Source organism: Virgibacillus dakarensis (assembly GCF_900155625.1).
Classification (GTDB): Bacteria; Bacillota; Bacilli; order Bacillales; family Amphibacillaceae; genus Lentibacillus_C; species Lentibacillus_C populi.
Map to the genome: position 1 here is coordinate 668,599 of NZ_LT732553.1, position 19,050 is coordinate 687,648.

18 protein-coding genes are annotated in these 19,050 nt (G+C 39.7%); 15 read left to right on the forward strand and 3 right to left on the reverse strand.

Going from position 1 to position 19,050, the window contains the following annotated elements:
• Positions 1-118: 118 nt before the first annotated feature.
• Positions 119-274, forward strand: a complete 156-nt coding sequence (locus CZ382_RS23630) for a hypothetical protein (protein WP_155555156.1) — start codon at positions 119-121, stop codon at positions 272-274.
• A 412-nt stretch (positions 275-686) separates the two neighbouring features.
• Here the strand turns inward: CZ382_RS23630 and CZ382_RS03395 are convergent, their stop codons facing one another.
• Positions 687-1,181 carry a PTS sugar transporter subunit IIA gene (locus tag CZ382_RS03395; RefSeq protein WP_088049826.1) on the reverse strand — a complete coding sequence of 165 codons (495 nt, stop codon included), beginning with the start codon at positions 1,179-1,181 and terminating at the stop codon, positions 687-689.
• Positions 1,182-1,565: 384 nt separating this feature from the next.
• Here CZ382_RS03395 and CZ382_RS03400 point away from each other — a divergent pair, with 384 nt between their 5' ends.
• Both CZ382_RS03400 and CZ382_RS03405 read left to right on the forward strand, forming a co-directional pair.
• Positions 1,566-3,110, forward strand: coding sequence for a PTS transporter subunit EIIC (locus CZ382_RS03400; protein WP_088049827.1), 1,545 nt, complete (start codon positions 1,566-1,568; stop codon positions 3,108-3,110).
• Positions 3,107-3,799: an N-acetylmannosamine-6-phosphate 2-epimerase gene (locus tag CZ382_RS03405; protein WP_088049828.1), complete on the forward strand. Its 693-nt coding sequence runs from the start codon at positions 3,107-3,109 to the stop codon at positions 3,797-3,799. The genes CZ382_RS03400 and CZ382_RS03405 overlap by 4 nt, the downstream gene beginning before the upstream one ends.
• A 26-nt stretch (positions 3,800-3,825) precedes the next feature.
• Here the strand turns inward: CZ382_RS03405 and CZ382_RS03410 are convergent, their stop codons facing one another.
• On the reverse strand, positions 3,826-4,632 hold the full coding sequence (locus CZ382_RS03410) for a MurR/RpiR family transcriptional regulator (RefSeq protein ID WP_088049829.1): 807 nt from the start codon (positions 4,630-4,632) through the stop codon (positions 3,826-3,828).
• A 541-nt stretch (positions 4,633-5,173) separates the two neighbouring features.
• On the opposite strand from CZ382_RS03410, the gene CZ382_RS03415 reads away from it, so the two are divergent.
• The 9 genes from CZ382_RS03415 to hutG all read left to right on the forward strand — a co-directional run bounded on the left by CZ382_RS03415 (position 5,174) and on the right by hutG (position 14,722).
• Positions 5,174-5,776 (forward strand): hypothetical protein, encoded by a 603-nt coding sequence (locus CZ382_RS03415; RefSeq protein ID WP_088049830.1) that lies wholly within the window; start codon positions 5,174-5,176, stop codon positions 5,774-5,776.
• Positions 5,777-5,784: 8 nt separating this feature from the next.
• The gene (locus CZ382_RS03420) at positions 5,785-7,263 is read left to right on the forward strand and encodes a DUF6792 domain-containing protein (protein ID WP_235000381.1); all 1,479 of its coding nucleotides are present in this window, start codon (positions 5,785-5,787) and stop codon (positions 7,261-7,263) included.
• A gap of 13 nt (positions 7,264-7,276) precedes the next feature.
• Positions 7,277-7,651, forward strand: coding sequence for a hypothetical protein (locus CZ382_RS24120; protein WP_235000372.1), 375 nt, complete (start codon positions 7,277-7,279; stop codon positions 7,649-7,651).
• A gap of 1 nt (position 7,652) precedes the next feature.
• On the forward strand, positions 7,653-7,988 hold the full coding sequence (locus CZ382_RS03425; protein WP_088049477.1) for a hypothetical protein: 336 nt from the start codon (positions 7,653-7,655) through the stop codon (positions 7,986-7,988).
• Between the two features lie 498 nt (positions 7,989-8,486).
• Entirely contained in the window at positions 8,487-8,927 is a 441-nt protein-coding gene (gene hutP / locus CZ382_RS03430; RefSeq protein ID WP_088049831.1) for a hut operon transcriptional regulator HutP, read from the forward strand.
• A gap of 325 nt (positions 8,928-9,252) precedes the next feature.
• Entirely contained in the window at positions 9,253-10,782 is a 1,530-nt protein-coding gene (gene hutH / locus CZ382_RS03435; protein WP_088050961.1) for a histidine ammonia-lyase, read from the forward strand.
• On the forward strand, positions 10,775-12,430 hold the full coding sequence (gene hutU, locus CZ382_RS03440) for a urocanate hydratase (RefSeq protein ID WP_088049832.1): 1,656 nt from the start codon (positions 10,775-10,777) through the stop codon (positions 12,428-12,430). The genes hutH and hutU overlap by 8 nt, the downstream gene beginning before the upstream one ends.
• A gap of 136 nt (positions 12,431-12,566) precedes the next feature.
• Complete coding sequence (gene hutI / locus CZ382_RS03445; RefSeq protein WP_214613789.1) at positions 12,567-13,775, forward strand: imidazolonepropionase; 1,209 nt, start codon at positions 12,567-12,569, stop codon at positions 13,773-13,775.
• Positions 13,772-14,722, forward strand: coding sequence for a formimidoylglutamase (gene hutG, locus CZ382_RS03450; RefSeq protein ID WP_088049834.1), 951 nt, complete (start codon positions 13,772-13,774; stop codon positions 14,720-14,722). Before hutI ends, hutG begins: the two co-directional genes overlap by 4 nt.
• A 407-nt stretch (positions 14,723-15,129) precedes the next feature.
• Here hutG and CZ382_RS03455 read toward each other — a convergent pair whose 3' ends face one another.
• Positions 15,130-16,404 (reverse strand): dicarboxylate/amino acid:cation symporter, encoded by a 1,275-nt coding sequence (locus CZ382_RS03455; protein ID WP_200809511.1) that lies wholly within the window; start codon positions 16,402-16,404, stop codon positions 15,130-15,132.
• Between the two features lie 179 nt (positions 16,405-16,583).
• Between CZ382_RS03455 and CZ382_RS03460 the strand changes: the two genes are divergently transcribed.
• The 3 genes from CZ382_RS03460 (at position 16,584) to CZ382_RS03470 (ending at position 19,043) form a co-directional block, all read left to right on the forward strand.
• Positions 16,584-17,081, forward strand: a complete 498-nt coding sequence (locus CZ382_RS03460; RefSeq protein ID WP_088049835.1) for a metallophosphoesterase family protein — start codon at positions 16,584-16,586, stop codon at positions 17,079-17,081.
• Positions 17,082-17,188: 107 nt separating this feature from the next.
• Positions 17,189-17,503 carry a DUF3892 domain-containing protein gene (locus CZ382_RS03465; protein ID WP_088049836.1) on the forward strand — a complete coding sequence of 105 codons (315 nt, stop codon included), beginning with the start codon at positions 17,189-17,191 and terminating at the stop codon, positions 17,501-17,503.
• A gap of 223 nt (positions 17,504-17,726) precedes the next feature.
• Positions 17,727-19,043 carry an NCS2 family permease gene (locus tag CZ382_RS03470; RefSeq protein WP_200809512.1) on the forward strand — a complete coding sequence of 439 codons (1,317 nt, stop codon included), beginning with the start codon at positions 17,727-17,729 and terminating at the stop codon, positions 19,041-19,043.
• Positions 19,044-19,050: the final 7 nt, after the last annotated feature.

Below are 19,050 nucleotides of genomic sequence, written 5' to 3' on the forward strand. Positions count from 1 at the left end.
ATGGAAGTGATTGGTTGAATTATCTAAATGAGGAAATGTAATATGTTTCTTTAAAAGTGATGATGTTGGCAATCATATCTAATATTTAGGAAAGCATAAAGAAATGGAGTGTTGATTTATGGAGTTATTTATTGCAATATTTCCCCTTTTATTCTGGATGGCAATTATCGCATTGGTCGTTTTGTTTATCGTTAAAAAAGTAAAAAAGACGAGAAGGGAATTGGAAGAACGAATTGCAAGTTTAGAAGAGAGGCAGAACCCTAATAGTGAATGAGGTTATTCATTAATTTTTTACAATAATTAAACTGGCAATGGAGCATTGGGGAAATTATCGTACATACGGAAGGAATAGCGGATTAACGATGCGTATTGACAGCAATTATGGGGAGCAGGAAGACATCATTAGAAAGCATTTATTCATCCTGAACGATGACCCCGATCTTCTTCCCCAGAGGACTCGGCCGTATTAGGATATAATTTAATGCATTGCAGCAAAATGGCATAGTTCCCCGTTCATGATCTGCTACTAGCAGCGAATCCGGTAAACCCCGTCGAAGCGATAACTAACATAAACAGGCTGTTATACGAGAATGAAATCCATCAATTTAACAAGACAATATGAAAGCTCGAACCCTTAAATCGAACAAAATAGAGTTGTTTAATTCCGATACAATTATCTTTATTCGTTACTTCCTAACTACTAAAATTTCATCCTTACCTGCTTCAACATTGTTTTTTCCAAGTTTTTGGATTTCACTCATTTCATCTGTGTTTGTAATAATGACAGGCGTAATTGTACTTGAGGCTTTCTCCTCAATCATATCTTTATCAAAAGTTATCAGTTTCTCACCTGTATTTACAACGTCACCTTCCTGAACATATACAGTAAAACCTTCTCCTTTTAAGTTAACAGTTTCAAGTCCGATATGGATTAATATTTCTGCACCATTCTCCGTTCTTATTCCAATCGCATGTTTAGTAGGAAAAACTTGAATAATCTTTCCTTGCACAGGAGATACAACCTTTCCATTTGCAGGTTTACATGCAACACCATCACCCATCATTTTTTCCGAGAAGACAGGGTCTGGTACTTCTTCCAACTGAATCATTTCTCCGTCAATTGGAGCAAATATCGTGATACTATTATCTGAATTCTGGTTCTTAAAGAATTTTTTAAACATGCTTTTCCCACCTTTAAGAAAAGCGCAAGCGCCCGTTTAGCAACGTACAAACTGGAGCACTCCGCAATGAGATAAAGGAAACACGGTGAGCTGGAAGCGAACCGATGTTGACTTATCGTAGTGAAGGAGTGTGAAGTTTGCTAGTTGCTGGGCGCTGGAGCTGGACATGGCCAACTCTGACGCAATCAGAATAGAGCCTAAATTTTTATACTTTCTTTACCTTTTAAAAAGTATAGATGTAAGTTCAATATTACATTATAAAGATAGCTACATTTCATGTTAGTGTTCATTTTGAAAACGTATAAAAATCTCTTGATAAAAATAGTTTACAGTATTAAAATTAAAATGTAAATAGTTTTCGTAATAAGAATAGAGGTGGACAGTATGAAAAATGCCTTTTTTGAGAAGGCACAGCGGTTTGGTAAATCATTTATGCTTCCAATAGCTGTTCTTCCGGCGGCCGGATTATTACTCGGAATTGGCGGTGCATTTAGTAATCCGGCAACAATCCAAAGCTACACGTTTCTTGATCAGCCATGGCTGCAAGCGATTTTTACCATTATGAGCTCTGCTGGTAATATCGTTTTTGCCAATTTGGCAGTGATATTTGCGGTGGGTGTTGCCATTGGTCTTGCCAGATCCGACAAAGGTACAGCCGGGTTGGCGGCAATGCTAGGTTACCTGGTAATGAATGCAACTATCAATGCCATGTTAAACATTACCGGAAAATTGGCAGAGGATAACCTTGCAGAGGTCGGACAAGGGATGATTCTTGGAATACAGTCACTGGAAACAGGTGTATTTGGTGGTGTCATTTTAGGATTAATGACGTATTGGCTTCACCAAAAATATAATAAAGTGGAATTGCCAAAATTCCTCGGTTTTTTTGGCGGATCCCGGTTCATTCCTATAATAACCGCTTTTATGTCAATTATTTTAGGGGTTGTGTTATTTTATATATGGCCAGTAATTCAGTCGGGTATTTTTTCTTTAGGTAGTCTTGTTGACGCGACAGGTTACATTGGTACATTCATATATGGATTTATTTTACGTTTACTCGGACCGTTTGGATTGCATCATATTTTTTATATACCATTTTGGACGACGAGCCTTGGAGGTTCCATGATCATTGATGGTACATTGGTTGAAGGGACACAGCGCATTTTCTTTGCTCAACTTGCACAACCAGATGTTGAACAGTTCTTCATTGGGACAGCTCGTTTCATGGCGGGAAGACATATTACCATGATGTTTGGACTGATTGGAGCATGTTTAGCCATTTATCATACAGCTAAGCCAAAAAATAAAAAGAAGGTTCTTGGTTTGATGTTATCTGCCGGGTTAACGTCATTTTTAACAGGTATAACGGAGCCAATTGAATTTTCATTTTTATTCATAGCGCCAGTTTTATACGTAGTGCATGCCGTTTTCGATGGACTTGCATTTATGTTGGCGCATATTTTTGAAATAACCATTGGACAAACGTTTTCGGGAGGATTTATTGACTTTCTTTTATTTGGAGTATTACAAGGAAATGATAAAACAAATTGGATAATGGTTCCGATTATAGGTATTGTATGGTTTTTCCTATATTACTTCACATTTAAGTTTATGATCAAAAAGTTTAATTTTAAAACACCTGGACGTGAAGATGATAATGTGGAATCACGTACGTTTACTAAAAGTGAAAGAGCTGAAGCAATTATATCAGGATTAGGCGGGGAATCGAACATTAAAGATGTTGATAATTGTGCAACTCGGCTAAGAGTTAGTGTGCATAATTCCGAACTTGTGCAAAAAGATGACTTAATGAAAACTGGTGCAAAGGGTGTCGTGGCAAGTGGAAATGGTGTACAGGTGATTTACGGACCCGAAGTATCCACTATAAAAAATCAGGTAGAAGAAGCGTTAGGAGATATTGAATCATGAATGTGTTGAATCAGCTAAAAAAGCAATTAATTGTATCTTGTCAGGCGTTAGAAGATGAGCCATTGCATTCCCCGGCAATAATGGGGAAAATGGCAGTTGCCGCTTTAGAGGGTGGGGCGAAAGGAATTCGAGCCAATTCTGTTGCAGACATCAAAGAGATTAAACAGCAGGTAAACCTTCCAATTATCGGAATTATTAAACAGGACTATGAAGACAGTGATGTTTATATTACTCCAACCATAAAGGAAGTAAAATCATTGTTAACTGTAAAAGCGGATATTATTGCCATCGATGCAACGAATCGTAAAAGACCGAATAATGAAGACCTGGCGGATATTGTCCAATACGTTAAATCTCAAAAGAATAATGTCGTTTTGATGGCGGACGTCTCCTCAGTAGGTGATGCAATTCGTGCAGAAAAAATAGGGTTTGATTGCATTTCTACTACTTTAGTGGGTTACACGGAAGAAACGAAAGGAGCCAACATTGCAGATAATGATTTTGCTTTATTAAAGGAAATAATTGCCGCGGTTTCCATACCAGTAATTGCTGAAGGAAAAATTGACACCCCATTGAAGGCCGTTAAAGCTCTTGAAAATGGAGCATATTTTGTTGTTGTAGGGAGTGCCATTACGCGGCCGCAATTAATAACGAAAACATTTTCTGACTCCATAAAAAAACATTTATAAAAAATATAGAACCAGTAATGCTGGTTCTATATTTTTTTGTATTCATTTAAGGCGTCTAATGTTTGATCATGTTTTTTTCGAGTTTCTTTATCAAATAGAAGCATCATACTAAGTACGTCCAACGAAATGACAATTGAAAGCTGGCTATTCATAAAACCTGATTCCTGATATGATTTTAAACTGGCAGTGTATAAAATAAGATCAGAGCTGTTAGCTAAACTAGTTTCGGAAAAGTTGGTAATGGATATGATTTTGGCCTGGTTTCGTTTTGCAAGTTTAACACCATCGATTACCTCTTTAGTTTGCCCTGAACTGGAAATAGCTATGACGACATCGTTACTGGAAAGAATGGATGAGTTAATAATCATGGCATGCGAATCTGTATGGGTATCAACGGAAAAACCCATCCTCGAAAGACGCACTTTTAATTCCTCTGCTGACAACCCGGAGCTCCCAAGTCCATAAATATGAATGCCTTCTGACTCGGAAATCCATTTACAGGCGATTTCATAATTATGTACAGATGTAAGTGAATTGGTTGATTTAATAACGGAATGATAAATTTGCTCCACTTTTTCAATGGCATTATGTGTTTCAAAGGTCTGTTCAACCGCATCCCTCAGCAGGATTTTAAATTCGACAAAACTAGTCGCACCTATTTTTTTGCAAAAGCGTGTAATGGTTGCGATTGATACATTAATTTGATCAGCTAATTCCTGTATATGGATATTTAATAAGGTTTTATTGTGATGAATAACATAATCTGCAATTTTTTTCTCCGTTTTACTCAATGTCTGGTATTTTAATTGAATTTGGTCCAGGATAGAACTCATTTTGTTGCCTCCAAGAATGGATCTGTAGCATTTATGTTCATTATATAGGATAAACTGGCAAATTGGAATTAGGTTGGTAGCGATACTCGTGTTGTGCATGCAAATCGGATGAAGTTTACAAAAAACGAAAAGGTGTGATTCATCAAGCTATTGAAGAGCAGCTGAAAGACCTATGCAGGTTATGGGCAAAACGAAAAAGGTAATGGGAATGGAAGTAGTTCATCAAACGGATTGTATGGGATCCTAGGAAAAGATATGTACGGAAAGTAAAGTGGATGATAAAAAACGTAATGAAATCATCAAGTTCAAAGGTGCCAACGGTGATTAATTCACATCTAGATCAAAAATCCTATGACAATAGAATTATTTTTGCGAATATTCATGCTGAAACTACACTTCTTACGCGTCACTATGTATACTGAAACCAAGTATGTGTAGAAATGATAGCTACACAACTAGAAGGATATTGGAGGCTGAAATTGTGAAATATTGGATTCATGTCTTATTATCCATATCGATTATACTGCTGGGAGGTTGTCAAATGGATAATGATAAAACGAATACCAAACCATCTGAAATGAATCCGGAAGACTTACCGGATGTGCGAGCGTTTCATGATGAATTTACCCGCGAATTTTTACAATCCGCAGAGGAAACAAGGGAGGGGTATTACCCTTTTTTGTCGGGAACGGGGGCATATAAGATGGATTTTCCGGCTGGTGGGGTTATAGGAGAGCAGGGATACAGTAAGGAGAAAAAGGATTTTGAAAGTTTCATTATAGGTGTTGAAAATGATAATGGAACTGAATCGTCAATTGAAATGAAATATTACTCCTATAAAAGATCCGAATTTGCATCATCAGGTATGGGAAATTTAGAAAAGAGTATGGGGAAGGAACTTCAATTTAAAAAAGTCTCGGAACAGGGTAAAACATATTATTTTGCACCTTTTAAACGCGATTCAAATATTTACGGTTATGCATCATTTATTCAAAATGAGGTAGATGGTGGGGGAATACTCGTAATTTATACAACAGAGTGTAACGAATCTGGGACCGAATGTGAAAAAATTAAGGAATCTGAAAAAGAAAAAATAGTTAGTTGGTTGAAATCAATTGAATTTATACAATTGAATAAGGGGTAGTGAGTAGAATGTCAACAGATCATAAAATTTTAAAAACTGACGAAATTCGTTTAAGACTTGTTGAGTTGGAATATGATGATTTATCAAATGAGGAGTTTATAAAACGAATTAAACGTGTTTACCTTGAAGAATTTGGGGAAGAACTACCCGCAAATGTTGATGTATTCCATTCCTCGCAGTCTAAAATGTTAAAAAGTGATACTTCCGGGTATGATGGAACCGCAATTCATTTTTCCTCGGAAGACAATAATATAGATGAAGTATATGTGATATCACAAGGATCTCAAGGAATAGAGGATTGGGAATACAATGTAAAATCTATGTTTGCAGGATTAGAATATTCACAGGCCGAAAAAACAAGAGATTTTGTCGAAGAGGCAAAAAGGGAATTTGGTGTCATTGCAGAGGAGGAGGATTCAGCCCCCGTTATCGGTTTATCACATTCTTTAGCACATAATAATAACACTACTGCATATTTAGCTTATGACACATTCGATGAAATATATAGTGTCAATGGGGCACAAACTAATTATTATCAGCTTTATTATGCCCATAATAATTTTGCAGAAGAGGTGAGGAAGCATTTTAATATCTCACGGGCAGATAGTGATGCTATCCGTAACATCGACCCAGACAAATTACGCACATTCGCTGAAGACTTTTACAAAGACAAAGCCAAAAGCATCCACCAAATTATTTCAGAGGACGATCCGCTATACGCTGTAAGCGGGGTTCGAGGATTCTTCACACTTGGTGATGTGAGGTTCGTTGATTCAATTCCAGACTATCCAGGTTTGCGTTCCATCATGGATGACATTCCGGATGATGTAGTGAAGGATCTGCAGGAGCTTGCTATTCAATACACTGTCTCTTCCCAAAATGGTGGGGCAAATGCTGCTATTCAGGATTTGTTGGGCGTAAACATGGGTGTCGTTAACCAATTTGATGGAATTTGGAGTGTGGCAAAGGTATATGCGACAAACCAGTCCGAGATTGATACGATGATTCGCGATGTAAACGATAAGCTTCCCGGATTGCTCGCTCAGGTAAAAACGGTTACAACGAATGCTGATATAATCTTTCAGCGATTTGTAGATGCCGGATATATCAGTGTTGATCAAAAGGATTTAATCGTCACCGAACTTACCAACATTCAGAAAGAGCTGGATGGGATGCAAAAATCTATTTCAACATTGGTAGATATACGCGATCTGCACAACTTTTCTGCACAGCTTGGTGGGGATATTGGTACTTATTTGAAAATAAAGGAACAAGCGGAAGCAATCCAAGGAAGTTTGGATAAACTTGACAAAAAGGAATTTCGAGAACTATTAGCAATGATTAAAAGCGGCCATCAAATCCCAGGAACCCCTAAAGGCACTGGGGGAGGGAAACAAATCTTATTTGGGGATGGATATGATCCTTACCACTACCAGCGGGAAAAAAGGAATAAAGGTAAATATTTCAGCTGCGTTACGTATGTATGATGAGGGAAAAGGGTTGCTGGAGGATAAATCATCAGAGATTAAGATGTTGCAAACGGCAATTAAAAGGGAAATTGTTCAATGCTACAAAGAAAAAAGGACTACTGTCATGAACAAAATATTTGATATGGAATCAAATCCCCGCACCTATACATATCTTCTCAAAAAACATGTTTATTTTACACGTCTGGATAAATCAATCATTGGTATCAATGTTCATGAAGTGTTTTTTCCATTCGATCATGCAGTCATTGAGGAAAGGATAAACAGTTTAAATGAAAGTGTAGAAAAAGGATATACCCATCTCGAAAACTATCGAACGGCAATAGAAGATTTATTTGAGGAAGAAGAAAAGATAGCAAATTTATTTGATGTTGTTGGAGGGCTTTAAAATGAAAGGTGATGAGCATGCAATTACCGTTACCGAAAAAATACTAGACAGTGAAGACCTTTCCGATAAGAAGGGAATCCTTAAGAAACATACTAACAGGATCAACGACTATGATAAAGCTTTTTTCAATTTAGTCGATTCCATAATTGTTAATGAAGACCAAAAAGGGGAAATCGTTGAAGCGATGCTAGAAAAAACAAAGAAATTTAAGAGTCACAATCAGAATTTGCTAGAAGACGTCGATCAGCAAATCAATAAAACCGTGACCAATTTGAACGAACAAGTGGAGGATATGAAGACACAGTTGCTGACGATAAAGTATAGGGATAATATTTGAGGACCTGATGAAAGGGTATTCATTAATGGACATAACTTTACACATCGCGAATTTTTAATCATCGTGGCTTTTTTATGTAAGGGATATGAATCAAGTTTACCTGAGGCAGGATTAATTCAATATGTTTGTTCAGAAGTTAAAATCAAGGAAATCTATCGTGAAATATAATATTAAGCTATACTGAACTTATATGTACAAGCCTTATCCAGGTGTTATGTACATATTTTTTATTTATCATGCGAGGAGATTCATCTCGTGCTGCGCAGGGTGGAGATGAATCTCCTTTGGACAAGGGTGGGCTTCAGCCATCTTAATTGTCCGACCGTTCATCATATTTTCCTTAATAGGATTTTCTGTTATTTATAATAAAAAGAATGTGGATGCCATACAGGCTGCAAATGAGAAGGAAACTGCAGAAATGTAAAACAATTATTGACATCATTCATGTAAGCGGCTACAATTAAAGAAGTTATTAGATGTTAGAAAAGAGTGAACCTTATGCCACTGGATCGTAAACATTTAATTGGAAAAGAGGCTATGTTACTTTTATTGCATAATGAAAATCAATTACCAGAAGAATTAAGGAAGCTGGGATGGAAGTTTTGCAAAGGAAAAGTTGGTTCGATGGACGGCCAAAAGGTTGTGGCTGCAGTTGAAACAGCTGCTAAAAATCAGGGGATTGTGAAAACCGGTCTGTACCGGGAAACACATGCATTGTATCATGCGATTATTGAGGCTGTCAGTGGTGTAACCCGTGGCAGTAATCAAATCGGAACATTGCTCAGGACAGTTGGTTTACAATTTTCCATTGTACGCGGTAATCCTTATCAAAATAAGGAAGAAGGCGAATGGATAGCGGTTGCACTTTACGGGACAATCGGTGCACCGGTAAAAGGATTGGAGCATGAGGCTATCGGACTTGGTATTAATCACATATAAGTCGTGTATAAGAGAATAGTAGGATTGCAAGTTACTGGATATGGGAAGTAGCAGTCATGCCCGCGGCGTGACGATTTTAGCAGATCCTGTCTCTTAAATTCATGCATATCCAAAAAAGGTAAACACAATTGCCTTTTCCACAGGCTATTTATAACCATATATTTAGGAAAGAGACCCAAAGTAATTAGTCTATAGGGGGTCGCATAGCACAATCAGTGTTATGCGGCCTTTTTATGTTCCAATTTCCCTTGTTGTGCCAAATAGAAGTTATCGATTGGTTCCAAATTTTTATAGGCAAGTGAAAAAAACAGATGGAGGTTTTTGGATGGTAACATTAACTGGAGAAACGTTATCACTTGAAGAGGTGAGGCGAGTCGTCTATGAATACGAACGAGTCGAAATATCAGAACAGACAATTCGTGAAATTAAATATAATAGGCTAACAGTAGAGGAGATGATTAAAGAGAAAAAAACAATGTATGGCATTAATACCGGTTTTGGGAAATTTAGTGATGTGGTGATCGCGGATGATGATTTAGAGGGATTGCAACTGAATCTGATCCATTCCCATGCTTGTGGTGTTGGATCTCCATTTTCAGAGGAAATTAGCCGTGCGATGCTGTTACTACGAGCGAATGCCTTATCACAAGGGTTTTCTGGGATCAGGTCTGAAGTGGTTCAACAGCTTGTGGATCTGATCAATGCTTCTATTCATCCTGTGGTTCCTGAGCAAGGGTCACTAGGTGCAAGCGGTGATTTAGCACCATTGTCACATCTTGCTTTGGCTTTACTGGGCGAGGGAGAAGTTTTTTACAAAGGAGAACGAATTCATGCGTCAGCAGCATTAGCTGAAGAAGGTATTGCCCCGTTAAAACTAAAGGCAAAAGAGGGATTGGCTTTAATCAATGGTACGCAAGCAATGACCGCAGTTGGTGTTGTTACCTATTTAGAGGTAGAAAAATTATTGTTCCAAAGTGAACTCATTGCGGCAATGACATTGGAAGGTCTACATGGAATCATGGATGCGTTTGACGCGGATTTGCATAAGGTTCGTGGACACCAAGAGCAAATGGATGTGGCGGAACGGATACGAGCAATTTTATCGGACAGCAGACTTACAACAAAACAGGGAGAATTGCGTGTACAAGACGCCTATTCGTTGCGATGCATACCACAAGTGCTTGGAGCTTCATGGCAAACAGTTCATTATGCAAAAGAAAAATTAGTAACGGAAATCAATGCTGTTACAGACAATCCATTAATTTTTTCGGATGAAAACAAAGTTATCTCAGGTGGCAATTTCCACGGTGAGCCAATGGCGTTTGCGATGGATTTTATCAAACTGGGAATCGCTGAAACTGCAAATATAGCAGAGCGTCGTATTGAACGACTGGTTAATCCACAGCTTAATGACCTGCCAGCATTTTTAAGTCCCAATCCAGGGCTGGAGTCTGGTGCAATGATAATGCAATATAGCGCAGCCTCACTTGTCTCTGAAAATAAGACACTCGCACATCCAGCAAGTGTTGATTCGATACCTTCATCGGCGAATCAAGAGGACCATGTGAGTATGGGGACAATCGCTGCCAGACATGCACTGCAAATGCTGCAAAACACAAGACGTGTAATAGCGATTGAACTTATTTGCGCGATGGAGGCTGTAGAGCTTCGCGGAATTGACAGGATGGCATCAAAGACGAGCGTTTTTTACGAAAAAGCACGAAATATCGTGCCATCGATTACAAAGGATCGTGTATTTTCGAGAGATATTGAAAGATTGTCAGATTGGTTAAAGGATTCAGATGATAGTAATGTCATACAAAACCAGATTAAAGGAGGAGTTTTTCATGAATAAGGTGGAAGTACAAGCAAAAAAGGGGTTAGAGCTGGAATGTAAAGGATGGGAACAGGAAGCAGCACTACGGATGTTGTACAATAATCTGGATCCCGAGGTTGCCGAGAACCCGGAAGAACTTGTTGTATATGGTGGGATTGGTAAGGCTGCACGTAATTGGGAAGCGTTCAATGCAATCGTTAAAACTCTGCGAAACTTGGAGAATGACGAAACAATGCTTATCCAATCCGGTAAGCCTGTCGGTGTTTTCAAAACACATAAACATGCGCCAAGAGTGCTGCTCGCCAACTCAAATCTAGTTCCCAAGTGGGCAACATGGGAGCATTTTCACGAACTGGATCAAAAAGGGTTAATGATGTACGGCCAAATGACCGCCGGAAGCTGGATTTATATTGGATCGCAAGGAATTCTGCAAGGAACCTATGAAACTTTTGCTGCACTTGCTAAAAAACATTACAATGGGACATTGCGTCATACGATCACATTAACTGCCGGATTAGGAGGTATGGGTGGTGCACAACCACTAGCGGTCACGATGAATGGAGGGGTTGTGATTGCTGTTGAAGTAGACAAAAGCCATATTGAAAAAAGGCTGAAAACAAAATACTGTGATGTAATGACCGACAATCTGGATGAAGCTATTGAACTGGCAAATCATGCAAAGCAAGCAGGGAAGCCATTGTCGATTGCATTATTAGGCAATGCAGCAGAAATACATCATGAACTTTTAACCTGTAATATTACCATTGACATCGTCACAGATCAGACTTCTGCACACGATCCATTAAACGGCTATGTACCTGTAGGCTATACCGTTCAGGCTGCTGCTAAATTGCGAAAGGAAGATCCGGAGGCTTATGTAAAACTAGCAAAGGAAAGTATGGCCAAACATGTCGAGGCAATGCTGCTGTATCAAAAACAAGGTGCAATTGTCTTTGATTACGGGAACAACATTCGCCAAGTAGCAAAGGATGAAGGGGTTGCCAATGCTTTTGCTTTCCCAGGGTTCGTTCCAGCATACATCCGCCCGCTGTTTTGCGAAGGGAAAGGGCCATTCCGCTGGGCAGCGCTATCCGGCGATCCGGAAGACATTTACCGGACTGATCAGTTAATTAAAGAACTTTTCCCGGAAAATGAGCAATTAATTCGCTGGATTGATATGGCACAGGAACAGGTTTCATTTCAAGGTCTGCCATCACGGATTTGCTGGTTGGGCTATGGGGAACGTGTGAAAATGGGGCTTGCCATTAATGAATTGGTTCGTAAAGGCGAGCTGAAGGCACCAATCGTAATTGGTCGTGACCATCTCGATTGTGGTTCAGTTGCTTCACCAAACCGCGAAACGGAAGGGATGAAGGATGGCAGTGATGCTGTTGCGGACTGGGCGATTCTGAATGCGTTAGTAAATACGGCATCTGGCGGTTCCTGGATTTCCTTCCACCATGGCGGCGGTGTTGGTATGGGGTATTCGCTTCATGCTGGGATGGTTGTGGTTGCAGATGGCACAGATTTAGCAAAAGAACGGTTAGAACGTGTGTTAACAACCGATCCGGGGATGGGAATTATCCGACATGCTGATGCAGGGTATGAAACAGCAATTGACTTCGCGGAGAAACATGATATTACCATACCAACAAGAAATATGTAGGCATCATCAACGGAGTGTGGCAGGTATTCTTTTCTTGATATACCTGCCTTCAAGACCGTAAAACTAGACAGAAGAACAGGAGGATTTTAAGGTGCAAGCAGATTTATTAATCACGAATATCGGACAGTTATTACCAATGAATAAACAAGGACCTGTCAAGGGGAAAGAGATGAATGAACTTGAGGTAATCGAGGGTGCAGCAGTTGCCATTAAAGACGGAAAAATTGATTGGATCGGTTCGCCCGAAGAGACTTCAGCTATTGAGGCAGATCAAACGATTGATGCTAAAGGTAAGCTGGTGACGCCGGGACTTGTCGAGGCGCATACACATTTAGTCTTTGGAGGATCGCGGGAAAAAGAAATGGCGCTTAAACAGCGAGGTGTACCATATTTGGAAATTTTAAAGCAAGGTGGAGGAATTCTGGCCACCGTTCATGCTACAAGAGAAGCATCCTACGAGGAACTTCTGCAAAAAGCGTTATTTCATCTTGATCGGATGGCCATGCACGGAATTACTACTGTTGAAGCGAAAAGTGGGTATGGCCTTGATGCGGAAACAGAATTAAAGCAATTAAAAGTAGTTAAGGAAGCAATGGAAAAACATCCATTGGACATCGTTTCCACCTTTTTGGGGGCACATGCAATACCACCTGAATACAAGGATGATCCGGAGTCGTTTTTAACAGTTATGAGTGACCTGTTTCCTCAAATTAAAGCAGAAAATCTGGCGGAGTTTGTTGATATTTTTACGGAAACGGGCGTATTCACGGTTGATCAATCAAGACGCTATTTGCTAAAGGCAAAAGAGTATGGCTTTGACGTCAAGATTCATGCAGATGAAATTGATCCATTGGGAGGTACACAGCTGGCCGCTGAAGTAGGCGCAATTAGTGGTGACCATCTAGCGGTTGCGACAGACGAAGGAATCAAGCAGCTGGCAGCGTCTGAGACAATTGGCGTAATTTTACCGGGAACAAGCTTCTATTTAGGGAAGGATACGTATGCTCCGGCCCGGAAAATGATTGATCAAGGAACAGCAATAGCGATTTCCACAGACTTTAACCCAGGAAGTTCAGTAACGGAGAACCTACAGTTAATTATGTCGATTGCAGCATTAAAATTAAAGCTTTCTCCGGAGGAAATTTGGCATGCGGTTACCGTTAACGCTGCTAATGCAATCGCTCGTGGGGAAGAAGCAGGTTCGATTGTTGAGGGCCGAAAAGCAGATGTGGTAATTTGGGATGCACCGAATTATTTATATCTTCCATATCATTATGGGGTAAATCATGCTAAAACGGTAATTAAAAATGGTGCTGTGTTATATGAAAGGCAGGCGGTTCGATGACAAGGCTGCGTCATTTTAAGCCTGCCGGCAAAGCGATATTCAAAGATAGCCACACAACAAAAATGAAAGAACTTCTCCAGCAATGGGGGCCGGGTATGACGAGTACGTTTGCCATTGCTGGTGTACCTTTGTCAAAGCCCTCGATCAGTCATTCGGGAGCTTCATTTGCACCTGACACGATCCGTTCTGCCCTCCAAAGCTATACAACGTTCGCTGGTGATACAGGACTGGAATTCACCGACAATATTCTGGATTTTGGTGATATTTATATGGATCCTACCGATATTATCGGTAATCAGCAACGAGCCTACGAGGGTTTACGGGAGGTTTATGCTAGCGAGGCTGCAAAATGGTGGATGGTGTTAGGTGGTGATCATTCCATAAGCTATTCTTCTATTAAAGCATGCTCCGAACAGTATGGGAAGGTTGGTGTCATCCAATTTGATGCCCATCACGATCTGCGGAATGTTGAGGATGGCGGTCCAACAAACGGCACACCATTCCGTCGCTTGTTAGAAGATCATGTAATTCAGGGAGAAAATCTTGTACAAATCGGTATACGCGATTTTACAAATGCCAAGGAGTATGCCAGATTTGCGGATGAGCAAGGAGTCATGGTTTATTCCATGCAGGATGTAGATCGAAATTCAATGGGAAGAATTTTAGAAAAGGAAATAGACCGCTTGGAAAAGCAGGTTGATATCCTTTATCTATCGGTTGATATCGATGTGCTTGATCAGGCGTTTGCTCCGGGCTGCCCAGCGATCGGTCCGGGTGGAATGGATTCGAAAACACTCCTTGAAGGAATTTATTTTGCTTCCAGGCATGAAAAGGTAAAACTGATGGACATTGTCGAAATTGATCCGACAATTGACTTTCGTAACATGACGAGTCGAGTTGCCGTATATTGCATGCTGAACTTTATGAAAGCGAAGAAATTTAGCTGAAGACAAATAAATTCGCAGTGATCCGTGGACTTAAAAAGAGGCTGGGACATAATTAAAACGTTCAACTCTAAAAACGAACTATGCTCTACTTTAGCGGAGGGAATATACGTAGACTCCTGCGGGAGGAAAGGCATAGGTGAGACCCCGCAGTGCGTTAGCACGAGGAGGCTCACCAGCCGCCCGCGGAAAGCGAAGTATATTTCCGGAGCGGGGTTATGCACAAATCATCATATAGTTCGGATTTTTCTTTGATAAAAACACTTTTGTCCCAGCCTCATGTTTATATTTTTAGTTCTTCTGCATCGTCTACTGTGGGTTCATTATTGTAAACAGTTAATTAACTAAAAGAGGATGTTATGTTATTTCCAAAGATATGGGCCTTAACGAAAATCACATGCCTTAACATTCTATTTTTCGTTATTCGAAACATGTTCCTGCACTGCTTCGTCAGGCACAGATACGTGTTTCCGCTCACTCCTATCAACAACAGCCGCTCCAACGAGATCACCGGTAACATTACAAGTTGTAAATATCATATCCGTTAATACATTTACCCCTGCTGTAAGTCCTACTATTTCAATCGGAAGACCTGCCTGCGTGAATACGATAGACATGCCGATTAGTCCGGCTCCCGGAACTCCAGCAGTTCCTACCGCTGCTAATGTCCCTGTCAAAATGATGCCAACAATGGCTCCGATCGTCAAATCAAATCCGACAATATCGGCAGCAAAGACAACCCCTACTCCGAAATGGATCGCGGAACCATTCATATTTACAGTGGCACCAATGGGCAGGGTAAAATTTGCTACCCGATCACTAATTCCTGCTTTTTGAGCACTTTTTATCGTGATCGGCAGTGTTCCCAGGCTACTGGATGTAACAAAGGCTGTCATAATAGCCTCTTTTGTATTCATGAAAAATTTCATCACCGGTATTTTGAAGAGCCAAAGGATGATCGTAAAAATAATGACCATTTGAATGCCTACACCAAGATAGGAAGCTCCAACGTATTTAGCGAGAGCCTTTAATGAGTCAAACCCTTGACTGCCAATTGTTGAAGCGGTAATCCCCAATACGCCAATTGGTGCATATTGTAAGATTCCATTAAGAATTCGAAATGTAACCTCACTTCCAGCTTCTGAGATTTTTAATAATAGATTACTCCATTCTCTTACATGTGTTTCATTAGCATTTCTCATATAGGAAACAGCGAATCCGGTAATTACAGCGATAAAGACAATACTCAAAATATCGCCATTTGTGAGCGATTCAAAAATATTAGTGGGGATTATCTGTAATAGCACATCCAGTAAAACAGGTGCCTCAGGGACTTCAATCGTTGACCCTTTTGGCAACTCCAATCCCATTCCAGGATTTATCAATTTCGCAATGGCAATTCCTAAGAATACTGCTAATGCGGTTGTAATAAGGTAATATGGAAAAATCTTTCCGCCAATCCGACCCAATTCTTTCGGGTTTGCGTTGTTTACTGATACGATTATCGTAAATAAAACTAATGGGACAACAACCATTTTCAGGAGATTAAGAAATACATCACCAAATGGGGATAATATAGTTGCTGATGGGCCAAATATCATCCCTGCAATTATACCAAGCAAGAACCCTGCCGAAATTTTTGAAACAAATGATTTCTCAAGATACCATTTCCAAATACGGGACAATTTTAATCCTCCTCCAACACATGTATTTAAAAAAATAAGTGCAGTAAAATTATATGATAGCGTTTTCCTTAATATCATATATTGTTCAAATACAATTGTAAGGTTAAAATATGTTAAAACTGATGGTTTTAAGGCGGTACCCTTGCTCATTACCGTTCTTAGAAAGGGAAGTGTGTAAAATGAGAATTATCGTAATGGCAGATACTCATATGCCTAGCAAAGGAAAACAGCTGCCAAAACGTCTTACCAAAGAATTGAAAACGGCTGATTTGATCATTCATGCAGGGGATTGGAATTCAATAGAAGTATTCCAAACGCTGACTGATTTTGGATCGGTTAAAGGTGTGTATGGCAATGTTGATACCAAGGATATTACGGACAAATTTCCATCAAAGGAAATAGTCAACGTGAAGGGGTATAGAATTGGTGTCATTCATGGCCATGGGGAAAAAATGACAACTGAAAAACGGGCTCTTGAAGCGTTTGCCGGTAATGATGTGGATGTGATCATTTTTGGCCACTCTCATATCCCTTTGCTACGGTATTTTAAGAAAGTATTGTTATTGAATCCGGGGTCACCAACGGACAAACGGACTCTGCCACATTATTCATTTGCCATTCTTGAAATAGATGAAGAAATACGTGCTGATATGATATTTTTTACGGACAAGTACTGAAAATAATTGGGCTGGTTATTGCTAGACAAGATCGTACGGATTTTGCTGGAAACACATAAATCCAACACCTCCTAAGCATACTAAGCTAAAATCGGAGGTGTTTTTAGATGAATCATAAAGATTTTGAGGAAATCTACCAGGAATACAGAAATCAAACAGATAATCAAGCCAGTATGGAAATGGATGAGGATGCAGATTCAGGCAAAGAGCAAATTGTTGCTGTACGTAAGAATGATGATGGCGATATTATTGCTTTTAAAACGGAAAGCGGCAGGGAATTGGATTATTTGACAGCCCTTGACGAAGCAAAAGCGGGCAAGTTAGCGCATGTAGATGTATTCCATAAATATGGCCGTGACATTATCCGTAGCGAACCGGATGGTGTAAAAGAAAATAATCTAGATAATCTGGATAATTTTTAGGGTTCAGTCCCCATCATGCTCAATTTTGGCAGTGTGATCGGGGCTGAACCCTAATTCCGTATTTTATTAGATAATCATAAAATAATGTTCGTTAATTTTATTGACAATCTATTAAAGTACTGATAAATTTATGGTTATCATTTAAAATGCGAACAAAAAGGGGAGAGTTAGCTGAATTAATCGTCTTTGTACATGATGGAATTTATTAGTGGAGGGAGACACCATGAGTAAAACGAAAATAACAGAAAAACTATTTCAACTATCCTCGTACCGGACAAATGTGAAGACCGAATTTACCGCTGGATTAACGGTTTTCATGACAATGCTTTATGTTCTGATCGTTGTACCAGGCATGCTTGATGAAGCTGGCATCCCTAAAGGTCCGATAACGGTAGCTGTTATTCTTATGACAGGAATTGTAACCATCATAATGGGGATCTACAGTAACCGTCCATTTGCCCTTGCACCAGGGCTTGGTTCTGTTGCCTTTCTTTCCGTAACCCTAGTTGCGGCAGAAGGAATTTCTTGGCAGGTTGGAATGGGTATGGTATTCATTTCCGGGGTATTATTTGTTTTATTTACGATTTTTGGCTTACGACAGTTGATTGTACGACTGATTCCACCTGCAATTAAATTATCGATTGGTGCAGGGGTAGGTTTATTTATTGCCTTAATCGGCTTTCGGAATGCAGGAATTGTGGTAGCTAGTGAAGATGCAAATTCATTGCAGCTTGCCGATATTGGTTCACCTAATGCGATTTTAGCACTTATCGGATTTTTTATTATGAGTGTGTTACTTGCAAGGAACGTTCGGGGACATCTGCTGATTGGAATCGTGATTGTTACATTGATCGGAATTCCAATGGGTATTACCAAGTTGCCTGATTCCATTTTCTCATTTCCAGAAAGTATTGCACCAGTGGCATTTCAATTAGACATTATGGAAGCTCTTAAATTGTCATATTTCCCGTTTCTGCTGGCATTTTTTGTTCCTGATTTCTTTTCCAGTCTGGGGACGATGCTGGGAGTCGCCGGGAAAGGTGGTATGCTAGATAAAAACGGTGACTTACCGCAAATAGATAAACCGTTTTTGGTCGATGCAGGTGGTACGGTGGTTGGTTCGTTATTCTCTGCGCCTGTTATGACCACCTATGTAGAATCAGCTGCAGGTGTAGAAGCTGGGGGACGTACAGGACTGACGGCAGTTTCAACAGGTGTGTTATTTCTATTAACATTATTTATTACGCCATTGATTATGATTATCCCAACTGAAGCGACAGCACCGGCGTTGATTTTAGTAGGGCTGACGATGCTTTCATCCGTACGGAATATTAACTTTAATGATGTAACAGAGTCATTACCTGCATTTATGACGATTGTTGTTACTATATTTACGTTTAACTTTGGAAATGGAATTGCCGCAGGGATTATCATTTATGTGCTGGTCAAAAGCTTATCAGGACGTTACAAAGAAATCCATCCAGGGCTTTATATTCTGGTGATTCCGCTCGTACTTTATTTCGTCACGCTAGCTGAATAACATGTAT

Excerpts from the sequence above, each read along its gene's own strand:
- CZ382_RS23630 (WP_155555156.1), top strand. The coding sequence starts at position 119 with ATGGAGTTATTTATTGCAATATTTCCCCTTTTATTCTGGATGGCAATT.
- CZ382_RS03395 (WP_088049826.1), bottom strand. The coding sequence starts at position 1,181 with ATGTTTAAAAAATTCTTTAAGAACCAGAATTCAGATAATAGTATCACG.
- CZ382_RS03400 (WP_088049827.1), top strand. The coding sequence starts at position 1,566 with ATGAAAAATGCCTTTTTTGAGAAGGCACAGCGGTTTGGTAAATCATTT.
- CZ382_RS03405 (WP_088049828.1), top strand. The coding sequence starts at position 3,107 with ATGAATGTGTTGAATCAGCTAAAAAAGCAATTAATTGTATCTTGTCAG.
- CZ382_RS03410 (WP_088049829.1), bottom strand. The coding sequence starts at position 4,632 with ATGAGTTCTATCCTGGACCAAATTCAATTAAAATACCAGACATTGAGT.
- CZ382_RS03415 (WP_088049830.1), top strand. The coding sequence starts at position 5,174 with ATGGATAATGATAAAACGAATACCAAACCATCTGAAATGAATCCGGAA.
- CZ382_RS03420 (WP_235000381.1), top strand. The coding sequence starts at position 5,785 with ATGTCAACAGATCATAAAATTTTAAAAACTGACGAAATTCGTTTAAGA.
- CZ382_RS03425 (WP_088049477.1), top strand. The coding sequence starts at position 7,653 with ATGAAAGGTGATGAGCATGCAATTACCGTTACCGAAAAAATACTAGAC.
- hutP (WP_088049831.1), top strand. The coding sequence starts at position 8,487 with ATGCCACTGGATCGTAAACATTTAATTGGAAAAGAGGCTATGTTACTT.
- hutH (WP_088050961.1), top strand. The coding sequence starts at position 9,253 with ATGGTAACATTAACTGGAGAAACGTTATCACTTGAAGAGGTGAGGCGA.
- hutU (WP_088049832.1), top strand. The coding sequence starts at position 10,775 with ATGAATAAGGTGGAAGTACAAGCAAAAAAGGGGTTAGAGCTGGAATGT.
- hutI (WP_214613789.1), top strand. The coding sequence starts at position 12,567 with ATGAATAAACAAGGACCTGTCAAGGGGAAAGAGATGAATGAACTTGAG.
- hutG (WP_088049834.1), top strand. The coding sequence starts at position 13,772 with ATGACAAGGCTGCGTCATTTTAAGCCTGCCGGCAAAGCGATATTCAAA.
- CZ382_RS03460 (WP_088049835.1), top strand. The coding sequence starts at position 16,584 with ATGAGAATTATCGTAATGGCAGATACTCATATGCCTAGCAAAGGAAAA.
- CZ382_RS03465 (WP_088049836.1), top strand. The coding sequence starts at position 17,189 with ATGAATCATAAAGATTTTGAGGAAATCTACCAGGAATACAGAAATCAA.
- CZ382_RS03470 (WP_200809512.1), top strand. The coding sequence starts at position 17,727 with ATGAGTAAAACGAAAATAACAGAAAAACTATTTCAACTATCCTCGTAC.